17 protein-coding genes and 2 pseudogenes are annotated in these 16,969 nt (G+C 50.3%); 7 read left to right on the top strand and 12 right to left on the bottom strand.

All coding sequences use genetic code 11. The annotated features are described in order from the left end of the window. Nucleotide 1: 1 nt before the first annotated feature. From ABJF76_RS08040 to fliF, 3 genes are read right to left on the bottom strand one after another with little or no spacing between them, the layout of a single operon-like run. Nucleotides 2-295, bottom strand: a complete 294-nt coding sequence (locus ABJF76_RS08040) for a FliM/FliN family flagellar motor switch protein (RefSeq protein WP_413818804.1) — start codon at nt 293-295, stop codon at nt 2-4. Beyond that, nucleotides 288-890, bottom strand: coding sequence for a hypothetical protein (locus ABJF76_RS08035; RefSeq protein ID WP_413818805.1), 603 nt, complete (start codon nt 888-890; stop codon nt 288-290). The genes ABJF76_RS08040 and ABJF76_RS08035 overlap by 8 nt, the downstream gene beginning before the upstream one ends. After that, on the bottom strand, nt 887-2,539 hold the full coding sequence (gene fliF, locus ABJF76_RS08030; protein WP_413818806.1) for a flagellar basal-body MS-ring/collar protein FliF: 1,653 nt from the start codon (nt 2,537-2,539) through the stop codon (nt 887-889). The genes ABJF76_RS08035 and fliF overlap by 4 nt, the downstream gene beginning before the upstream one ends. Before the next feature lie 121 nt (nt 2,540-2,660). Between fliF and fliL the strand changes: the two genes are divergently transcribed. From fliL to ABJF76_RS07995, 7 genes and pseudogenes are all read left to right on the top strand, one after another. Further along, a complete protein-coding gene (gene fliL, locus ABJF76_RS08025; RefSeq protein ID WP_413818807.1) occupies nt 2,661-3,149 on the top strand; it encodes a flagellar basal body-associated protein FliL in 489 nt (162 codons plus the stop codon). 9 nt (nt 3,150-3,158) lie between these two features. Then, complete coding sequence (locus ABJF76_RS08020) at nt 3,159-3,536, top strand: hypothetical protein (protein ID WP_413818808.1); 378 nt, start codon at nt 3,159-3,161, stop codon at nt 3,534-3,536. A 23-nt stretch (nt 3,537-3,559) separates the two neighbouring features. Next, entirely contained in the window at nt 3,560-4,144 is a 585-nt protein-coding gene (locus ABJF76_RS08015; protein WP_413822547.1) for a MotE family protein, read from the top strand. 66 nt (nt 4,145-4,210) lie between these two features. Next, a complete protein-coding gene (gene motA / locus ABJF76_RS08010; protein WP_413818810.1) occupies nt 4,211-5,080 on the top strand; it encodes a flagellar motor stator protein MotA in 870 nt (289 codons plus the stop codon). After that, on the top strand, nt 5,077-7,362 hold the full coding sequence (locus ABJF76_RS08005; RefSeq protein ID WP_413818811.1) for a tetratricopeptide repeat protein: 2,286 nt from the start codon (nt 5,077-5,079) through the stop codon (nt 7,360-7,362). The genes motA and ABJF76_RS08005 overlap by 4 nt, the downstream gene beginning before the upstream one ends. A gap of 105 nt (nt 7,363-7,467) precedes the next feature. Next, nucleotides 7,468-7,619 (top strand): annotated as a pseudogene (locus ABJF76_RS08000) (IS5/IS1182 family transposase); the annotation flags it as partial. Nucleotides 7,620-7,753: 134 nt separating this feature from the next. Further along, nucleotides 7,754-8,107, top strand: coding sequence for a transposase (locus ABJF76_RS07995; protein ID WP_413822549.1), 354 nt, complete (start codon nt 7,754-7,756; stop codon nt 8,105-8,107). An 82-nt stretch (nt 8,108-8,189) separates the two neighbouring features. Here the strand turns inward: ABJF76_RS07995 and ABJF76_RS07990 are convergent. The 9 genes and pseudogenes from ABJF76_RS07990 to ABJF76_RS07950 all read right to left on the bottom strand — a co-directional run. Beyond that, nucleotides 8,190-8,435, bottom strand: a pseudogene (locus tag ABJF76_RS07990) (putative sulfate exporter family transporter); the annotation flags it as partial. Further along, nucleotides 8,432-9,229: a formate/nitrite transporter family protein gene (locus ABJF76_RS07985; RefSeq protein WP_413818812.1), complete on the bottom strand. Its 798-nt coding sequence runs from the start codon at nt 9,227-9,229 to the stop codon at nt 8,432-8,434. The pseudogene ABJF76_RS07990 and the gene ABJF76_RS07985, both read right to left, overlap by 4 nt. A gap of 92 nt (nt 9,230-9,321) precedes the next feature. After that, nucleotides 9,322-10,824 (bottom strand): CoA-acylating methylmalonate-semialdehyde dehydrogenase, encoded by a 1,503-nt coding sequence (locus ABJF76_RS07980; RefSeq protein ID WP_413818813.1) that lies wholly within the window; start codon nt 10,822-10,824, stop codon nt 9,322-9,324. A 75-nt stretch (nt 10,825-10,899) separates the two neighbouring features. Beyond that, nucleotides 10,900-11,796: a dihydrodipicolinate synthase family protein gene (locus ABJF76_RS07975; protein WP_413818814.1), complete on the bottom strand. Its 897-nt coding sequence runs from the start codon at nt 11,794-11,796 to the stop codon at nt 10,900-10,902. Nucleotides 11,797-11,865: 69 nt separating this feature from the next. Then, nucleotides 11,866-12,288 (bottom strand): cupin domain-containing protein, encoded by a 423-nt coding sequence (locus ABJF76_RS07970; RefSeq protein WP_413818815.1) that lies wholly within the window; start codon nt 12,286-12,288, stop codon nt 11,866-11,868. A gap of 82 nt (nt 12,289-12,370) precedes the next feature. Continuing rightward, a complete protein-coding gene (locus ABJF76_RS07965) occupies nt 12,371-13,663 on the bottom strand; it encodes a TRAP transporter large permease (RefSeq protein WP_413818816.1) in 1,293 nt (430 codons plus the stop codon). A 2-nt stretch (nt 13,664-13,665) separates the two neighbouring features. Beyond that, a complete protein-coding gene (locus ABJF76_RS07960) occupies nt 13,666-14,178 on the bottom strand; it encodes a TRAP transporter small permease (protein WP_413818817.1) in 513 nt (170 codons plus the stop codon). An 81-nt stretch (nt 14,179-14,259) separates the two neighbouring features. Beyond that, the gene (locus ABJF76_RS07955) at nt 14,260-15,306 is read right to left on the bottom strand and encodes a TRAP transporter substrate-binding protein (RefSeq protein ID WP_413818818.1); all 1,047 of its coding nucleotides are present in this window, start codon (nt 15,304-15,306) and stop codon (nt 14,260-14,262) included. 290 nt (nt 15,307-15,596) lie between these two features. Next, complete coding sequence (locus ABJF76_RS07950) at nt 15,597-16,793, bottom strand: ROK family protein (protein ID WP_413819238.1); 1,197 nt, start codon at nt 16,791-16,793, stop codon at nt 15,597-15,599. Nucleotides 16,794-16,969 lie beyond the last annotated feature (176 nt).

Genomic DNA, 16,969 nt, shown 5'->3' with positions numbered 1-16,969 from the left:
ATTAGATCCCGGGCCCACGATCAAATATCTCAGTTAAACGTACGACCAACTGACCATCTTCATTGCCCTCGGCCTCTTCCAACGTGCCACGGGCAATAAGTTTATCACCGACGAACAGGTCGACAGGATCATCAACGCGCTTATCCAGTGTTAGAACCGCGTTTGCTCCGAGCATAACCAAATCACGCACCAAAGGGCGCGCCCTGCCAACTGAAACGGTGATTTCGATAGGAACCGCCGTAAAAGGGTTGTGAGCGTCGGATGCTAGTGTTTGGGTATCGGGTAGGTCAGCCATTCGTCACCTCTGGATTCTGAATTTCAAAAAAACTTGTCACTGCGGACTCGATGTCAGCTACCGTTTTGTCCAAGTTGACCTCCTTCTCCGAAGCACCCAACCGGAGAATTACTTGATTTGGGGACATCGTCGAATCTGAGTAAAATTCAAACGGCTCGGGTAAATCAGAGGTCAACGTTGCGCGTACAGCTTCTTCACTTGCAGGGGCAACGGTGATTTGAATCGGTCTGTTTAGGGAATCTTGCACCGCCGAAGTGATATAATCCCGAATATGAACTCCGAGACTTTCCCGCGCGACCACCGGCAGAATAGCCGTGACAACCTCGTTCATTATGCTTTGAACCGATGCATTCAAAGTCGTGCGCATCTCGTGATACTCGAACGAAGCGGCTTGTAAGCTGTTCCCGAATTCAGATGAAACATGTGTGACGGAGGCAACCTGAGCCTTAACAGCATCATCCCAGCCCGCCTGATATCCGCTTTCAAACGCCTGAAGCTTCAGTTCTTCGATCTCTTCCGCAGACATCGATCTTTTGCCAACTTTGGCAGCCTTCATCGTCCCGAAGTCTTGGAATAAGTGTGAAGAAACCATCACACACGTTCCTCACTGTCTTCCAGCCAGCTACGCAAAATCTCGACTGTTTCCTCTTGGCGTTCACCTATCATATTGCGCAATCGATGCACGGGATCTTCGGTTCCCGCCATTTTACCGTCAGAAGCATCGGCAAATGACATCGATGGTAATTCCCCGAGGTCAGGGAAATTACCCTCATCCGAGTTTAACGAAATGTCAGGGAAATCCCCCGCTCCATCATCAATTTCTCCGGTCAGAGCTTCAGATTCCGATGATGCTTGCGGCGTATCTTCAAGCGCTAGCGGGCTACTTGGTAAAGCTGGGGGTGTAGGCGGGCGAGACAAAACAGGACGCACAACAAACAACCCTAAAACCAATGCGACAATGGCTAAAATGCCCATTTGGATGGCTGACATTATGTCAACTTTAAGAAAATCAAGAAATGTAGTTTGGGCATCAGTTCCGACGGGAGCGATGGATTGCAGTGCCATGGATTTTATCGTGATGATATCGCCACGGTCTTCATCAAACCCTACGGCAGAAGCGACCAGTTCCTTGAGCGCTTCAATTTCTTCTGGCGGACGATCAATCAACGGCGCCTCTGCATCATCGGGAGATCCTACCGCTTGGTTCACCAGTACTGCCACTGTGATCCGTTTAATTGCACCCGCCGACCGCGTGATCGCGCGTTCCGTTTCCGAGACTTCATAATTGATCCGTTCACGAGTTTCCGAGTTTTGCGATGATGCGCTATCGCCGTTCCCACCATCACCATCTGGCAAATTAGACGCGACTGTGACGTCGCCATTCCCTGCTTCATTCGAATTACTAGTGCGCTCTTCGGTATCAGTGCTGATCGCCACGCGCCCTTCTGGATCAAAGCGTCTTTCTCTGAATTCTTCAGTCTCAGTCACAGTGTCGACGCTAACTTCGACAATGGCATTGCCATACCCAACGCGAGCTTCCAGCAAACGCTCCACGCGTTGGCGTAAAATCTGCGCTTTGTCGTCTCCGCCCACAGATGGCGCCACTTCATCGGTGGCACCAATCAGAGCGCCATTCGCATCGATCACGGCAACATCATCGACAGACAACCCAGAAACGGCAGATGCGACAAGATAGCGAATTGCTTTAGCTTGTTGTGTCGAAATATCGGCCCCATTGGGGGTGACTGAAACAGAGGCTGTTGGTGTAATACTCCGTTGAAACGGATTCGAACCGGTCGAAGCAATGTGAACCCGCGCCATGCTTACATGCTGGCTCGAGACGATGGTTCTCGCCAATTCACCTTCCTTTGCGCGCCAATATGCAGCATCAAACATTTGCGACGTAGTGCCGAAACCTGACAAAGAATCCAGTAGTTCGTAACCGCTTGTACTGTTGGCAGGCAGACCCTCACTAGCGAGGGTCATACGCAATTCGTCGCGATCCTGATTATCTACAAAAATCGACCCACCACGGACTTCAAACTGAACACCGCGCTGCTCCAATGTACGTACAACATCCCCTGCTGCTCCGCTCTCAAGCCCGGCGTATAGAAGTGTCATGGATGGTGCAGTCGCGATTCGCGACATCGCCAACACAGCCAAAAACACAACAACAGCAGCCGCCACTACCGTGATTTGTCGCCGGATATCTAAGCCCATCCAAACATTCAGTAACTGCTGCACAATCGCCTCCGTCCTACCGAGCGTTCTGCCCGGCGTTACGTAAGCAATGACCGATCAGCCTTAACAATCGGTTAGTTGATCTGTGGCATTAGTTGTTTTGACATCAGCAAATGGGTTGAAAATGACAGACGCCGTGACCGAAGCCCCGCAAGAGGTTAAAAAATCATCTAAAATGCCTTTGATCTTAGGCATTCTCGCCGCTCTCGTTGGCGGTGGAGGTGGGTTTTACGCTACCTTTTCCGGCTTCATTCTAGCAGCAAAATCCCCAGCCCAAGAGATGGACGAAAAGCATGCAGCGGACGCTATGCCGGATGTCGCCTTTGTGGCCGTCGATCCCATGACGATATCCATCAGCCCGATTTCTCAGGGGCGTCACCTCAGGTTTCGCGCCCAGTTGGAGGTCCCAAACGAGCACGCAGCTGACGTTGAAACACTATTACCGCGTGTGGTGGATGTGATGAACGGGTATTTGCGCGCGCTGGAAACTAAAGACATTGAAAACGCCGCCGCGCTGCCTCGAATCCGATCACAATTATTGCGTCGGGTTCAAATTGTGGCCGGGCCAGGTCGTGTGAGCGACTTACTAATTATGGAATTCGTAGTGAATTAAGGGGGCAGTATGGAATTGATAGCTGATATTTTTTTGGCCGCGGGCGCCATTGGAGCTGGATTTTATTGTTTTGTGCTTGGCCGTCGGCTGAAACGTTTCAATAATTTGGAGAAAGGCGTTGGCGGGGCTGTCGCAGTATTGTCTGCGCAGGTAGATGATTTGTCCAAAATGCTCGCGACAGCTCAGACAGCAGCATCAGTTTCGACGAAAACACTGAGCAACCTTACCGCCCGTGCGGAACAAGCCTCACAACAATTAGAGCTACAAATGGCTTCACTGCATGACATTCCAGAACCTGTTTCACAGCCCGAAGCCGCTCTGTCGTCATCAGTAACCCTGACGCCCGGTGAGCCGATATTTACACGTCGAACAATAGGAACGAAATAATGAAGCGTGGAAGGAAAAACAAAATGCCATCTACAGGACGTGGTACGAACTTTCTAATCGCGTCACTGTTACTAGGATCTGCCATTCTCAGAATAGCATTGAGCGCCGGAACCGCAGTAGCAGAGACCGATTTCCCGGACCAACTTATACTCCCAAACACGCTTGCCAAATCGGATTTAGCTCAAGACGTAGTGGATCAAGATCGCATTACTACTGTTTTGAGCGCTGTCAGAGAGCGAGAAAAGCGGGTTGAAGAACGCGAAAATCAAATAGATATTAGAAAAAAGGCATTAGACGTTGCCTTGGTCGAAATTGAGCGCCGGTTGGATGCATTGAAATTGGCCGAAGAACGGCTTGGAGCAACGCTCGCCCATGCGGAAACTGCGGCTGAAGATGATCTAGCTCGATTGACCAGTGTGTATGAAAACATGAAACCCAAAGAAGCCGCAGCACTTTTTGAGGCGATGGAACCCGAGTTTTCTGCAGGTTTTTTAGCCCGGATGCGTCCCGATGTTGCAGCCAAAATCATGTCAGGTCTCGAACCACAATCCGCCTATTCAATCAGCGCAGTTCTAGCGGGTCGTAACGCACAAGTACCAAAAAATTAAACGTGTGGCATTTCTTGTTAACGAAAATCTGTAAGACTGTTCGAGAAATCGTTGAAGGAATTTATTATGATCGGAATTGTCGGTATCATCACGATCTTCGTCATGGTTTTTGGCGGGTACCTAGCCGCAGGTGGCAAGATGGGCATCATCTTAAAATCACTCCCCTTCGAAATGACAATGATATGTGGAGCTGCTGTTGGGGCATTTTTCATCAGCAACTCGATGCCAGAAGTTAAACACACGGTCAAAGATATGGGAAAAGTTTTCAAAGGGCCGAAATGGAACGACGAAGATTATAAAGACCTGCTATGCTTATTATTTGAATTAATACGATTGGTTCGGCAAAATCCCGTCGCCATCGAAGAACATATTGAAGACCCAATCAATTCATCAATTTTTTCGCGCTACCCAAAGATCCTCGAAGATCACGAAGCCGTTGCTCTAATCTGCGATACTTTGCGGTCAGCATCCATGAATTATGATGACCCACATCAAGTCGAGGAAGTACTTGAGAAACGGATTGATGCAAACTTACACCACGCATTGCATTCCAGTCACGCATTGCAAACCGTGGCTGATGGGTTGCCCGCTTTAGGCATCGTTGCTGCTGTTTTGGGCGTAATCAAAACAATGGCTTCCATCGATCAACCCCCTGAGGTTTTGGGGAAATTGATTGGTGGAGCATTGGTCGGCACATTTCTTGGCGTTTTCCTCGCTTATGGAATGGTGGGGCCATTTGCAACGAAAGTCAAAGCAGTGGTTGAAGAAGACGGACATTATTACCAGCTCATTCGCGAAGTGTTGGTCGCTAATCTGCACAATCACGCAACAAATATTTGCATTGAGGTTGGCCGCCAAAACACACCTTCCCACTGTCGCCCCTCATTCTCCGATCTGGAAGAAGCTCTAAAATCCACCAAGCAGAACACAGCATGATGAAGTGGTTTATTTTACTGGGCTGGATCATATCCAACCCAGTCTTCGCACAACAAATCAGTGTTCGATCGGGTGCACACGAAGGTTTCACACGATTAGTATTAGATGCACCAGAAGGAACTGCATGGAAGTCCGAACCGCTGTCAACCGGTGCGCGTCTTGTTTTGAATGGACATACCGGCGGCTTTGATATTTCTGCAGTTTTCGATCGTATCGATAGAACATTTGTTTCGGAAGTTACTGCTAACGACTCAAGCATCAGTGTTGAATTTTCTTGTCAATGTATTGCGAACACGTTTGCAGCAGGAACACGTATGATCGTTCTGGATATCAAATTGAAACCCGAAAAAGAGAACATCGAAATTCGCAATTTACCCCTTACTTCATCAATGAAAAATCAATGGCAGAGTATCGAATTTTTGCAAACTATCGAAATTAGCGAACCGTTAGAACAACAAACTGAATATTTCGGCGGTCTAGGATTTCGACCCAAATCAATGCGCCCGCAGCTTTTGTCACCTACACTTGTTCAAAATTTAAAAACAGATGCCAACCAGTACCAAAACTTCCAAACGAGCTTATCCAAACAGATAGGAGCTGCCGCAACACAAGGGTTGCTCACCCCTTCTTTTTCGGAAGTCGAATTAACTCAACTTCCTCCGAGTTCACAAATAAATTACCGTACATTTTTCTCACCTCTTACAGATAAACATCAAATTTCTAGCGCCACACCAACACTAGATAATATCGAAGTCACCAACAGTTCCGAAGCTCGAAAAAAAATAGTAGGCTCGATTAATATGCAGGCGCCTATCGGAGGCCCATGCATTGATTCCGAGTTAGTAGCCGTGCAAGATTGGCAGCCAGAAATCGATTTTTCGACAGATGTTGGAATGTTGCGCAGTAAACTATTTCGAGAATTTGACAAGTTGGATCGTAGAGCAGCAATAATGCTTGCTCAACTATATCTACACTATGGTTTCGGAGCTGAAGCTAGACAAATTTTGTATTTGGACGACTCTCTTGTGAAGGCTAACCCCTCATTAATCGGTATCGCTGAGATCATGGAATACGGACATAGTCGTAGGCCTACCTATCTGGAAAATTTTGTAGATTGTGATGGTTCAGTGGCACTATGGTCGATTTTGTCCACTCCGGGAATTGATCCAGTTAAAGCAATAAACGTCGATGCAGCTTTGTTAAACCTTAGCGGGTTACCTATACATTTGCGAAAAGTTGTCGCACCCGATCTTAGCCGCCGCTTCCTTAACTATGGCGATAAAGATGCCGCGGCGGCGGCTTTACATAGTTTGGAACGGTCTCCAGTTCCTCTTTCTCCCAATGCTATCTTCGCTAAAGCAAGCCTCCAGTTGGCTCAAGGTGAAGTCGACGAAGGGCGAAGACGTCTCTCAGAAGTTATTGCATCTAACGCTGAACAATCTGCAGAGGCATTAATAGAGTTTGTCACTTCACATCTGAATGCAAACGACGAAATTGGTCACGACGTCGCCCTTCTAATAGATGCTTACGCACAAGAGTTACGTGATAGTCCGATTGGCGAACAATTAGCGCATACACACGTTCTAGCCCTCGGCCAATCCGGGCAATTTCCAGAGGCTTTCACCTCTCTCTCTAACTTAAGATCTCGTCATAAAGAAACGGGCGAAGATCCACTACTCTCTGCAATACTTGATATTTTGATCCGAGATGCCGCGGATCATGAATTTTTAAAATATGCTTTTTTGCATATAGCATCTGCACCTGAAATTTTATCAGTCGAAACCCGGATCCACGCCGCAGAACGTCTTGTTGCTCTCGGGTTTTATGAACAGGGTGAATATCTCCTTTCTATCAATCCAACATACCCGAAAAATACAAGAACATCGTTACTTAAGGCGGAGATATCGATAGAATTATCTCGCCCCCACGAAGCATTGGCACATTTATTTGGCGAAACTTCAAAGAGAGCGCAATTTCTCAGAGCTCGAGCGAAATCAAGCTTAGGAGATTTTTCCCAAGCATATTCTATTTACTCAAATATTGGAGATGAAATGAATAGTCAACGAACGGCTTGGCTCGCAAACAATTGGGGGGCACTTATCCAAGATGAAGTTCCAATTTTTGGGGCGGCGGCGCGGGTTTCGCAAGTTGCCTTAGATACCTCCACCGAACTTGATGGAATTCTCGAACGATCGGCCTTGGCTATTTCAGAGAGCCAAGGTGCACGGCAAGCCATTGAAGACCTATTGAACACAAACCCCTCATTAATTATTGATAACTAAACTCAAAATCCATTGATCCACATGGGGCTATCGGACCGGTATGATTCATACCACCTGAACTGTGGGGGTTATATGAGCATTCTTTATTGACCTAACGAAGGTCAAATGGTGCGGCTTCGGCCCTATTCCCCAAAAGCCACGAAATGCCTCGGGTTGATGATTAACGTATGTTGAGTGGTATTATCCTAATCAATCGCGAAGGTTTACGTTGGTGTCGTGCGCCCAAAGAGTACGATCTTGTGAAGACGCTCTACAACAGTTGATGACCGTAGAACGGTATAGGTGCATTTGCCCAGATCATAGAGGGGCTCGCCGCCAAAACGCCTGACTGAGGTGCCCCTAAATTTGTAGACGCTATATCTGGTAATTTTGGAAGCAAAGGAAGACGCAAATATCAGGGAAAATTCGATACTCCGACGAGTTCAAGATCGACGCGGTGGCGCAGGGCACGGAGCGTGAATATTCAGTCAAGGATGTGGCTGAGCGCCCCGTGATCAGTACGAAGTCGCAGTATACATGGATGGCACAATTCTCGAAGCCACAGCAACAGACAGATCAAGAGGCGGCAATCAGGCGTCTCAAGAGAGTGCTGGCGCGCGTCACTGAGGAGCATGATATGTTAAAAATGGCCACCGTCGCGCTGCCCGGCGGGGTATTGCGTAGCAATGCCCGAGAGGGGACTTCGCCAGTGATGCAAAGTGAGGTACGCGTTTGTCAGCGCACATCGCCAGCAGCATTGCTATAACAACGCAGTTGCCGAGAGTTTTTTCAACTCTTGAAGCGAGAGAAGATCACAAGGCGCAAGTATCGGACACGCGAACAAGCCAGACCCGCATACCAAGCAACACAACACCAAACCGCAAGACTGTTCGCGCCGAAAACGCGATGCCCGCCTAGCATTTCGTATCTTCGGATAAGAAGTTCAATGCGATCCCAAACAAAAGAGCCATCAACATTGCAGATGCGCCATAGTGTTCGGAAATAAATTGCGCGGCCAACGCAATTAACGCGGACAAAAAGAGCCCAGGGAAGAATAATCGCGCTCTTGGAATGCCCGCTTGGATGAATGTCATTCGCCCACCTTGTTACTGGATTTTGAGGGGCGTCCTGCGGCGACCCAGTACCCCGTCCCCATGATCCCAGCGCCTGCGATGGTATTGCCAATTGTGACGAACAACAGATTGTACGCAGCCCCGCTAACGCTGATCCCAGCCCCATGCTCGGACAAAAGCGCTACACTAAAGATCGTCATATTCGCGACTGAATGTTCAAATCCGGCCGCGATAAAAGCGTAAAGGCAGAACCAAATCAGTGCGATCTTTGCGATGTCAGAGGTGGTGCGTGCGGCCATCCAAATCGCAAGACACACCAACCAATTGCAAAGGATACCGTTTAGCACCAACGCACCTGGTCCGCTTTGCATCTTTTTCTCGGCCACCACGTGAAGAAAACTGTTCGTGTCAGCAGCAAGGATCACCCCGCCACCGCCATAAACGAAAATGGCTCCAAGGATCGACGCGCCGCACAGGTTCGCGACCCAACTTATTCCCCAGCAGCGGCCTAAATCAGACAGACGGATTGTCCGCACCAGAACCCCTTGTGCCATATACATCGTGTGGCCGGTAAACAGTTCCGACCCCGCGAATATGACGAGCATCAGCGCTATGCCAAAGCTGGCTCCCATCACGACGGGCCGGATATCGGGGTTAACCCCCTGCCCAACCGAGAAAATCAGCAAGATCCCAAAACCAACGTACGCCCCAGCCATCATCGCAAGGACGAAAAATGCTGTGGGGTCGTTGCGCAGATGCGCAACCTTTTCACGCGCGAGTGCGGCAAAGCCTGTTACAGTTGTCGCATAATTCATGGGAAAACTCTTTGTACGGGCGCTCAGGTTGGCGCAAAGAGAAGAGAGGACCGGAACGTGTGTTCCGATCCTCCCGTTGACAACATATCAGTTTAGACGTCTTTGCCGCCGGTAAAGTTGAATTCGGCGCCCGACCGAATGCCAGACGGCCAACGGGTCGTCATGGTTTTTAGGCGCGTATAGAACCGGACGCCTTCCATGCCGTGGATGTGGTGATCTCCGAACAACGACCGCTTCCACCCGCCAAACGAATGGTAGGCCACAGGCACGGGAATAGGGACGTTCACGCCAACCATACCAATCCGAGCGCGTGCCCAAAAATCACGCGCCGCATCGCCGTCACGGGTGAAGATCGCGGTGCCGTTTCCATATTCATGATCGTTCACCATATCGACCGCTTCGTCATAGGTTTCGGCTCGCACGACCGACAACACAGGACCGAAGATTTCGTCGGTATAGATCGACATATCGGTGGTCACGCGGTCAAATAGACAACCGCCAATGAAATAACCGCCCTCATAACCTTGCAGCGAAATACCGCGCCCATCCACGACCAATTCGGCACCCTTGGCGATGCCTTGATCAATGTAGTCGTTAATCTTGTCAAAACTTTGCTTGCTGATCACCGGCCCCAGTTCTGACTCCGGATCAGTATAAGGTGCGACCTTGAGGGCACGAATGCGCGGTGTCAGGGCCTCGACCAAACGATCTGCCGTCTCTTCACCAACTGGCACAGCCACAGAAATCGCCATACAGCGTTCGCCGGCCGATCCGTATGCAGATCCGATCAAAGCATCAACAACCTGTTCCATATCCGCGTCGGGCATCACCACAAGATGGTTTTTCGCACCACAAAGCGCCTGCACGCGTTTGCCATTGCCTGTGCCACGCCCATAAATGTATTCGCCAATCGCCGTTGACCCGACAAAGCTGATCGCCTCGACTGTTGGATGATCTAGCAACGCATCGACCGCCTCTTTGTCGCCATTCACGACGTTGAACACGCCCTCTGGCAGGCCCGCTTCGGCAAACAGTTCTGCGATGCGCATCACAACGCTTGGGTCTTTTTCGGAAGGTTTCAAAATGAACGTATTCCCGCAAGCAATAGCCACAGGGTACATCCACAACGGCACCATCGCCGGGAAGTTGAAAGGCGTGATCCCCGCCACAACGCCAACGGGCTGGCGCACAGAAAAGCTGTCTACGTTGGATGCTACGGCTTCGGAATATTCACCCTTGAGCAATTGCGGAATGCCGCAAACAAATTCTACAACTTCGATCCCGCGCGCGATTTCGCCTTTGGCGTCTGGGATGGTCTTGCCGTGTTCAGCGGACAACAGAACAGCCAATTCTTCGATGTTTTTCTTCAGCAGATCACGGAATTCAAACATCACAGTTGCGCGTTTCGCCGGGGGGGTCGCCGCCCAACCGGGCAAGGCTTTTGCGGCAGCTTGCACGACAACATCGACGTCATTTGCAGAGGCAAGATTGACAGATCCGGCAACGGCCCCTGTTGACGGATTGATAATATCTGTCGTGCGGTCGCTGGCCCCTGACCAAGTCGCGTTATTCACAAAATGGGTGATAGTAGGCATAGGTTTTCTCTCCACCGGAACGTTATCCGACTTTTCTAGGGGGATATGGAAACAGGCCGCGGCCTGTTTTTTGGGTTAAATGTATCCGCTCTGTTTCATGAGCGATTTTAGCTGCTCCGACTGCAAATCGGTAAGGCGCGGAAGTGGTGGGCGTGGCTGTCCCAGGTTAAGGTCAGACCAAGCAGACATCGCGCGAATGCACTGCGGCACACCGTAGTGTCGGAAGAAGACAAACAGCGGTTCCATCTTCTTATAAAGCGCCGCACCCGCCGGATCACCCGCACGAAGCAGTCGATGAAGCGCCACCATATCTTTGGTGAAAAGCGGATGATACGCAGCTTCCCAACCGATGGCCCCATACCGATAGCTTTCTCGCGCAACAAAATGCAGGCCAGTATACAGCGCGAAACGATCACCGGTTAATGCTCTGATATCGCGCACACGATGGGGATCGCCGGTCGCATCTTTTACGGAATCTATCCCGTCCACAGCGGCCAGTTCCGCAATCATTTGCGGGGTCATGTCGTACCGCGTGGTGCGCGGAATGTTGTAAAGTCGGATGGGGACATCAACGTTAACTGCGATGTCGTGGTAATGTTGCACGACATCTGTGAACCGAATATCTGGCAGATGTGTCTGCATCTCGAGCATCATGGTAGACGCACCCGCCTTTTGCGCATTCTCTGCCCAATTCATGACCTGTCGGGTCGAGATATCACCGATTGCGACATTCACAGGCACACGGCCCGCAGTTGTATCGCACACCGTTTTCACGACCGCGAAGCGTTCAGCTTGCGTCAGGTAAACACCTTCTGTTGTACTCGCTATGCAGGTCACACCATCAGCGCCACCCGTGATGATCTCATCAGTGTAGCGCTCTAAAACGGCATGATCGACATGTCCTTGAGCATCAAACGGGGTGATCAGATAGCAATACAGCCCCCCTTTTTTGCCGACAGTTTCGCGTGTCACCTGTCTGTCTCCTTGATTGCAGAACGCGAGCCGCAGGACGATGCGAAACCCGCACTCTGCATCACGTGTTTAATTGGCTGGAAATTTGTCTTTGTCGGACCCAATTTCCACGGTTTCCCCGGTTTCAGAGAAGGTTCGGTTCACGTTGGCGCTGCCGTAGATCACCATCGCGATAACCTGTTCATCGGTGTCATTGATTAGTTCGTGCTGAACACCGGGCGAAATGAAGGTGGAATCGTATTTGCTGCAAAACACTTCCTTGTCGCCGTCCAGAACGATCCGCATGGTGCCTTCAAGAACCGTCACTTGCTCTTCTGCATTGTGGATATGGGGCGGCACCGCGCTGTGCGCAGGCATGACAGTGATCCCAGAATGCAGCGACCGCGCTCCGATCTCTTTGCTTGCGATGGGTTGATTTACGATACCAATGCCACGTGAAACCTGTGGCAAGTCCGCGTATTTTAGGTGGTTGATTGACTTTGGTGGGGCCATTGGATGTCTCCTTTAGTTGGCTATTTTGTAAAATGCGCAGGGTCACTGCGTGATGAATTGAAAGAGGGTTGCAGGTCCGGGATCACCGGAACCACAAGATCAATGAAGGTGAGAACGCGATGATGAAACACACGACAATCAGCGCACCAAACGCCGGGAATGCCTTGTGTGCGATCCGCATGAACGGTTCTCCACTAACGGCGGCGGCCGCAAATAGATTGATCCCTACCGGCGGCGTAATGAACCCAACAGACAAGGTCGTCACCACGAAGACACCGAAATGCACCGGATCAAATCCAAGCTGCTCGCCGATGGGATACAAGATCGGCATGATCACAAGGATGGCCGCGATAGGTTCCAGCAAACAACCGACGATCAACAACATTGCCACGATCAGAACCACGGACATATAGGGCCCTGTACCAAACGATGTGAACGCTTCGACGATTGCACCCGGCACCCGCAACACGGCTAGAACCTCGGCAAACAAAATCGAAAAAGCGATGATCGGCGCAAGGATACCTGTCGTTTTGGAGGCTGCCAAAAAGATGCTTCCGATCTCAGAGAACTTCACTTCGCGCACGATGATCAGTTCGACGACAAACACATAGAACACAGCCACGGCCGCCGCCTCGGTCGGGGTAAAGAACCCGCCATAGATGCCGCCAAGAATAACAAACGGAGCACCAAAACCGTACCGCGCCCGCCAAATCGCTGACAATGCCTTGGATCCCGAGAATGGCGTGCGTTCATTTGCGCCCCAGCTCGAGAAGGAACAGACGACGTAGTTTGCAACGCACAAGCTAATGGCGACCAAAAATCCGGGAACGACACCTGCTATGAACAAATCCCCGACCGATGTACCAGTCGCAATGCCGTAGATAATAAAGATCAGGCTTGGTGGTACGATGACACCAAGAATACCACCTGATGCAGCAAGTGATGCCGCATAGCTTCTGTCGTATCCTCGTTCAGTGAGTGCGGGCACCATGATCTTACCGATGGTCACCGTGTCAGCAGAACTAGACCCGCTGGTGCCAGCAAAGAAAAAGCAACCAAAAATCGTCGCCATACCCATGCCACCTTTTAACCATCCGACCAGCGCTTCACCGAGGCCGACCAAATCGCGAGCGATGCGCCCCCGAGAGATGATTTCCCCCGCAAGGATGAATAATGGCAAAGCGAGTAATGCCCAGCTGTCTAAGGACGCAAACAAAGTCGTGCTTAAACTGCTGAGGGAGTACGCACCCGTAAGGATCATCAGTGACAGCGATCCCATCGCCAGGACAATGAAAAGCGGCAAACCGATGACCAGGTGAACCAACATCAAGACAATGACGACCGATGCGACCTGCATAGTACTGAGATCAAACATCCTTATGCCTCCCCGACTGCGTTGAGTTGTGGGAAAAAGCGGCGTCGTCCGCGCTGCATGATACGAATGATCATCAGCCCCCAGCCCACCGGCAACGCCAGCTGTGCCCAGGACATATTCACCGGCAACGCATGCATCCGAATATTGGCACGTTGCTGGATTTCCATCAGGTTGATCGAGTAATAAATCACTGCGATCGAAATCAAGATACACAAGAAATCGCTGTATGTTTCCAGCACCTTACGACCCATTTCGCCCATCTTATTGGGCAACAGATCAATACGAATATGTTCGTCATAACGAAACGCTTCAGCGGCGGCGATATAAGCGAAATAAACAAACGCATAGCGCGCGGTCATCTCACCCCAAGTTGTGGAATGTGCAAAGAAGTAGCGCATGAATACTTCTGTCAGGATGATCAGAAAGAAATACGCGTAGGCTGAAAAGACAACGATTTTAACAAGCGGGCCATCGATAAATCGAATGATCCCGTTGCTGCTGGTTGCAGTTTGCATATGGACGGTTACTTTCGCGAAAAGGCAAATTCTGTGGCTTACAGCGGCGAAATGGGATGCCCCACTCCGCCGCTCTAGGGATTAGCTTTGTAAGCTCAAGACGGTCTCAAGCGCGTCGCGACCGAACGCATCTTTCAACTCGTCATATTCGCTGCGCTGATGACCCATCGAGGACACCCATTCAGCCTTTTCGTCGTCTGTCAGCGTGACGACTTCGATGCCTGCATCTGTCCAAAGCTTCACCATCTCATCGTTCGCAGCAAGCTGCTGCTGGCGTTGGAATTCGTAACTTTCCGCACCGGCACGCATGATCGCTTCTTGGATGTCATCAGGCAAACCCGCGTACCAATTACGGTCAAGAACCGTGATGTGGCAGTTGAAGTTCAACTCATACATCGTCGCACTGCTTAGCGTTTCGTGGATTTTGGTGGCCGTGAGTGGGCCCAAACCAACGCTCAACGCATCTGCCGCACCTTGTTGCATGGCCTGATAGGCCTCACCCCAAGCGATCGACACAGGGCTTGCAGACGTCAGTTTAAACATAACGTCTTCGACGCGTGTGCCGTTTGTGCGAACCTTCAACCCTTCAAGGTCGCTGGGGCGACGTACAACACGGTCAACTTTGTTCGAGATACCCAAAACGCGGAAACCAGCGTTCGCCCACATGCCTGGAACGACTTGGAACCCGCTGTCTGCTGGGCGGCTCAGGAATTCTGAGTTGCGGAATTGTTCGGTTTGGATCGTGTTTTCAAAGGCATCGTTAGAGCCAAACAAGAATGGCAGATCGATGATGTTGTAGACATCTGAATAGTTCACGAAGTTACCCGTGGACAATTGGCACCCTTGGATTGCGCCCGTCAGAACCTTTTGCGGCAAGACGTTCTGCCCGCCAAGGCTGCCTGCTTCGTGGATATCAACCTCGAGCGCGCCATTAGAATATTTTTCTGCGGCTGCTTTGAACTGCGACAGGCCAGTGATCATATAGTTTTCGGTCGCCGCACCAAAGGTGTGCCCGAATGTTAACTTGTGATCAGCAGCCGCGCGGGCGGATGTGATGATGAAAGGTGATGCAACACCTGCTGCTGCAAAGGCTGAACTGGACTTCAGTAGTTTTCTTCTCGTTAGCATTTTTCCCTCCCAAGGAAATGTTTGCTGCGCGACCTCCTCCGCCTCACAACAACAAATTTTGTATTATCTTTTTCATGCTATTTAACATTATTAACATGATGTAAGAAAAGATAGAATTCGGAATGACGATCTGTCAAGTGGGATAATAACGTGACCTGAAAGGGCTTGAGGGCTGCCAAAACGGCATCTGAAAAATCATTCAAACTGAATGTGTTAGACCGTCAGTTCGCGCCCTCGCGTCCGTAAAGGTACGAAAGGGTGACGCAAACGTTTTCTCATATTCCGGCTTGTTAAACCCCGTAAGCACCCGTCAACAAGAAATCATGAAGCGCTAAATTTCCTGATGCATCGCTGTAGCTTGCTTTGCTTACCGTGATTCTACTGGGTAGAATATCCATCTCATTGGCCGCCTTATTATAACCGGCACTCGCCCCTTCTGCATAGGCCTGTGCTTGCAAAACTGGCCCGGCAAGAACGATGACCTCAGGCGCAATTGCGATCGTCAGTGGAACCAGATTGCGGCCCAATTGGAAGCCCGCGTTGAAGAATTGCGCCCTCGTAGAATCGGAACCTTGATTGGAGGCCTCAACTGCTACCTCAAGCATTTGTGGGAACTCGACACCATTTTTGGAGATATTGTTTTGTGACCCAACAAGGCTGTTTAGGATCGCGCGTCCTGAAGCCAGATCGCTGAGTTTTCGGTCTTGTTGGTCGCATGTTTCATTTTGCGGAGTCTTGATGTCATTGATCCAACCTTCGTCTGCCAAACGCCGCACAATGCGCCCACCGATCGCGATACTTGCCCCCATACCTTCAGAGATATGCGCAAGAAACACGCTGGAGTGTTGTTCTCTTTGGGCAAGGTTCATGTCCATGAAATGGCGACACAAGGCATCACCATTGTTTTCGACACGCACGTGACACTTCAACCGCTCGGACAACCGTTCTTGAATGGCGAAGTTTGGCCAATTCAACAAAATGGACTTTGTCAGAAAGCCAGACCGCACGTTGATCGAGCCCGGGATTGTCATCACAGCGCCCAAAATAAGCCGACGATCCAACACGTTATCAAAGATGAGTTGGTCAATGAACTTCCCGACAAAATCTACGGTCTCTTTGCCCGTTGCCGTTACGTGTTTTGGAATTGCTTGCTGGTGATGCAAGTTCCCAGCGATATCAATGACCGTGATCATCCGCGAAAAGGACGAGATACTAATCGCGACAAGGAATCCGCCCTTTGCGCTGATACGCAGCGCAACACCCGGCCGTCCACGCTGTGTTTCACTACGAACAAGGGGGGCTTCTTCGCAAATGCCGTCTTCGATCAGTTCCTTTGAAATACGCGACATCGTGGCTGGAGTAAGTTCAAGACGTTCTGCCAGTTCTTGCCGCGAAATCGGGTTTGGTTCGCGCAAAACCTGTAAGATACGCGCCCGGTTGCTGCTGCGAATGTCGCGTAAATGTTGCCGCTTGATCGTTGTTGTCACTGATTTCAAAATACGGCCCTTCCATTTCGACCGATTGCCATGGTTACCACCTATAAGGTGTACAACTGCATTCTAAAGGCTGTGAATAGATACTTCACCATGAAATGCGCAGCGTCATGATGCTTCCGCATTGCGGAACCGACGTCCCCAATGCAGACTAAGGTGGTCAAATCCAT

Source organism: Tateyamaria sp. (assembly GCF_039940735.1).
GTDB lineage: Bacteria > Pseudomonadota > Alphaproteobacteria > Rhodobacterales > Rhodobacteraceae > Tateyamaria.
This window is presented reverse-complemented; position numbering and strand designations above follow the sequence as displayed.